At 43.0% G+C, this 3644-nt stretch carries 3 protein-coding genes and 2 pseudogenes; all 5 read right to left on the bottom strand.

The window, feature by feature from the left end; translation table 11 throughout:
• The coding region (locus F6K37_RS34845) for a hypothetical protein (RefSeq protein WP_287255404.1) at positions 1-251 on the bottom strand (251 nt) is incomplete at its 3' end.
• Positions 229-837 carry a CPBP family glutamic-type intramembrane protease gene (locus tag F6K37_RS34840; protein WP_165691843.1) on the bottom strand — a complete coding sequence of 203 codons (609 nt, stop codon included), beginning with the start codon at positions 835-837 and terminating at the stop codon, positions 229-231. The genes F6K37_RS34845 and F6K37_RS34840, both read right to left, overlap by 23 nt.
• A gap of 71 nt (positions 838-908) precedes the next feature.
• A complete protein-coding gene (locus tag F6K37_RS34835; RefSeq protein WP_008187127.1) occupies positions 909-1958 on the bottom strand; it encodes a DMT family transporter in 1050 nt (349 codons plus the stop codon).
• A gap of 106 nt (positions 1959-2064) precedes the next feature.
• Positions 2065-2865: pseudogene (locus F6K37_RS34830) on the bottom strand (MGH1-like glycoside hydrolase domain-containing protein); the annotation flags it as partial.
• A 391-nt stretch (positions 2866-3256) separates the two neighbouring features.
• A pseudogene (locus F6K37_RS34825) lies at positions 3257-3644 on the bottom strand (amylo-alpha-1,6-glucosidase); the annotation flags it as partial.

Raw genomic sequence — 3644 nt, 5'->3', positions numbered from 1 at the left:
TATACCAAAGGGAACAGGGAACAGGGAACAGGGAACAGGGAATAGGAAAAAAATTCTGTGTACCTGATAGTTATGAAAAGTACTGATAGCTGATAGCTGATAGCTGAATGCTGAATGCTGATAGCTGATAGCTGAATGCTGATAGCTGATAGCTGAATGCTGAATGCTGATAGCTGATAGCTGATAGCTGATAGCTGATAGCTGATAGCTGATAGCTGAATGCTTAAGTTACAAAAGTCTGCTTTTGCCACCCAAGCCAATCAGCCAGATCACAACAAACAACCAGTGAATGACTACAGCTGTCCAGATGGAGCCACTTTGAAGATAAGCAATAGTACAAATAATTCCCAAAAGTGTAGCTAGGAATAGAAAAATAGGTTTAAAAAATGTTTCCATTGCCGCCGGATAGAAGGTGATAGCATTCAGTGGATGATAGATAACAAAAATGACTAAACTGACTGTAGACCAAGCGGATAGTGAAATTAAGGAAGGGTTTTCTGAGGGATGAGGTAATAATAAAACCCGGAAAAATATTTCTTCAAGTATTGCTGGGGTAAACAGAGCAGTTATCATAATCTTTCCCACTAAATACCAAGAGGTTTTGACATTAACAGCACTTACATCAGTTTTCCTGAATAAAGGAGATAATGGGGGATTATCAATAGTAAGTAAGTTCTGATCTAGTTTTAGAAAGCCGTTCCGGAAACCAATCGGTAAAGCAATTAAACCATAAATCACGATTAAGATAACTACAATTACCCAAGCTTGACCATCAGGAAACGTTAATATCCCAGCCATCAAGCGCTCGGTAACTCTTTCAGCAAATTTGGCTAACATCTCCATACTGACATCTCTAGAACTAGTAACATCCTTATGTTACTAGGTAAGCATTAGCTGAATGCTTACATTCATACTCCTTTAAACCCAAATTCCATTTCTTTCATCGATTCTGCCACAATGATAGTATCAGTTTTAGGAAGTTTGCGAGAAATACCAATTTGATTCAGGACAATGCCGCCAATAATTACAGCACCACCAATATACTGAGCTATTGTTGGTACTTCTGATAGAATCAAGTAAGCTGCTAAAATGCCCGCTACCGGACTAAAGGAACTCGCCAGAGAAACATCGGATGCAGTAGTAGTCTTCAAACCCTTAAACCAACAGAGTTGACCTCCTACTACAATCACAGCCCCATAGAGCAGCATCCATTGCCAGACAAATGGTGATAAAGCATCCATAAAATGACCTACTCCAAATAACTTAATCACCGCAACCAAGAAAATGACCGTACCTGTAGCAGTTCTGAACACGGTAAAGATTCCCAGAGGGATTTGGCGCAGCTTGACTTTACTAATAATGGTAGAAATTGCTAATGCGATCGCTCCTGCTGCTGCCATCAATTCACCGACACCAATCCTAAAGCCTCCACCCATATTAATCATGTTTTCCTGGGGAGGCTGAAGCACAATAGTCAGGATTACACCAATAAATGAAATAATCGCACCAGCTATCACCCAACGATTTACCCGTTCTTTGAGAAGTAAAACCGACAAAGCCAAAGCAAGAGGAGGCTCAATGCGTCCAATCAGCACTACATTATTAACAGCAGTGCGCTCAAGAGCGATAAATATCAGAGATGGTGCCAGTGCTCCTGACAAAACTGCAACACCTAGTAACCCTAACCAATCTGTTCCAGAGAGTTGTCTGAGGGCTCGAAAATTCCACTGTCGTCCATAAATAGCAATCAACGCTAGCAACGCGCAGAGATTGCCAACAAACAACACATTACAGAAGGAAATAGGATTTCTACCATCAATTAAATTATCTGCACCCAGGTCAGTGAGCTTACGAATGACCGAATTCGCTGCTGCAAAAATCAGGATAGCGATCAATAAGTAACCACGCCCTGGAATCCGATTCAACCAATCTGTTGTTTTAGCAATGAAACTTGACATAGACGTTGACAATAGCAAAGTTTCAATGAATCATATCATGTCCAGTGGTGCGCGGTAGTTTTATAGTCGAAGGTTTTTTGGGTAATAGGTAATAGGTAAGCATTCAGCCGTTTGGAAGATCTGAACTACGGTCAAATACTCCAATATTGTCTAAGCCTAAAAATCCCCCTTCAAATACATTGTTGCCGTCGAAATCTTTGCGGTTAACCCACCAAGTAAAGTTCAGCAGAAGTTTTTGAAAGACCCGTTCTAAAAACTGGCGATCGCCTGTGCCATGGAACTGTTTTTCCAGCTTATAAACTTGCCAGGTTGCCCACCCATGCACGGGAGGATTAACATCTGAAAAGTTCCATTCATAGGCGGGAATTTGCCCATTGGGATGCATATACCACTCCCGCGTCATTAAGTCAAGTTGATTCTTAGCAAAATCTGGATCAATCATTGCTAAGGGGATGCAGTGGAATGCCAAATCCCAGGCTGCAAACCAGGGATATTCCCATTTATCGGGCATCGAAATAATATCTGCATTGTTGAGATGATTCCATTGCTGATTCCTGACTTTGAGACGTTCTGGTGGAGGTGGCGGTTGATTGGGGTCACCCTTGAGCCAGGTTTCTACGTTGTAGTAATAATACTGTTTACTCCACAACAGTCCTGCGAAGGCTTGACGCTGAATATTACGCTGATCATCATTAATTCCGGGTGGTGCGATCGCATGGTAAAACTGATCCGCTTCTGAGCGACGGGTGGCAATAATCCGTGAAAACTCACTGCCAAAGGGTTGGGGGATATTGGGAGCATCACTCAGCCACAGCTTAATCACCCGAGTCTCCCCAGCACCAATAGTAAATCGGTAATGAGGAGCCACTTTTGTGCCGACTTTGCTAGGATTGACAGCATTCTTTTGACACTCCCCGCCCTATAAGAGCGGGGATTCTTAGTTCTACGACATGCCTTAAAATTAGTTATCCTGAAATGCCTTACTTAAGCCAAATATTCGTCCAGAAGAACCAAATATTGAGCCTAATTTAACTAACCCCAGTGGGCTTGTCTCCCTAAGCGTTGGGATTGCCCGTTCCCGTGTGCCCCACGGTACGTTATATACTTTAAATTTGTACTTTACTGGTTTTCGGTGTCTGTTAAGACCCATGGGTTTTGGCGAGGTTTTTCGCTCCTCGTGTACTAGTATCGCAAAACGCTCGTTGTTTTTAAATTGGCAGTACCGACTTTTCCTGCCTGTACTAGGCTACATGTTTATTCTATCACACTCTACTTAAAAGCCGTCGAAGGAAGGACGGGGCTTGAAACCCATTTTTTTTGGTCAATCCTGGCAAACTAATCATGGTATCTGGCCCCCAATCCCCAAACCAAGGGTAGCCTGCGATAATCGTTTTATCATCAGGTGCATCTGCTAAAGGGCGGTTGACAATAAATTGGTCAGCCGCCCATACTAATTGCCGGATCCAACTGGGGGTAGTTTTGAGATTGTGGGCAGCATCCCAACGGTTGATTAACTGCTGCTGGTATTGATAATGAGCGTCTAAGGCTGTGTTGCCATCAAGTTCAGGATGTTCTTCAGTGCTGACCACCAGAGTCAGGGATTCCCCAACTTTAAGTTGGGTCTCAAAGGTTGCGACATGGAGATGATCTTCGCGATCGCTTAATCCACGATTACGATTCAAGGGG

The sequence above is a fragment of the Moorena sp. SIO4E2 genome (genome assembly GCF_010671945.1).
GTDB lineage: Bacteria > Cyanobacteriota > Cyanobacteriia > Cyanobacteriales > Coleofasciculaceae > Moorena > Moorena producens.
The sequence above is the reverse complement of the archived record's forward strand: the minus strand, read 5'-3'. Positions and strand labels throughout refer to the sequence as shown.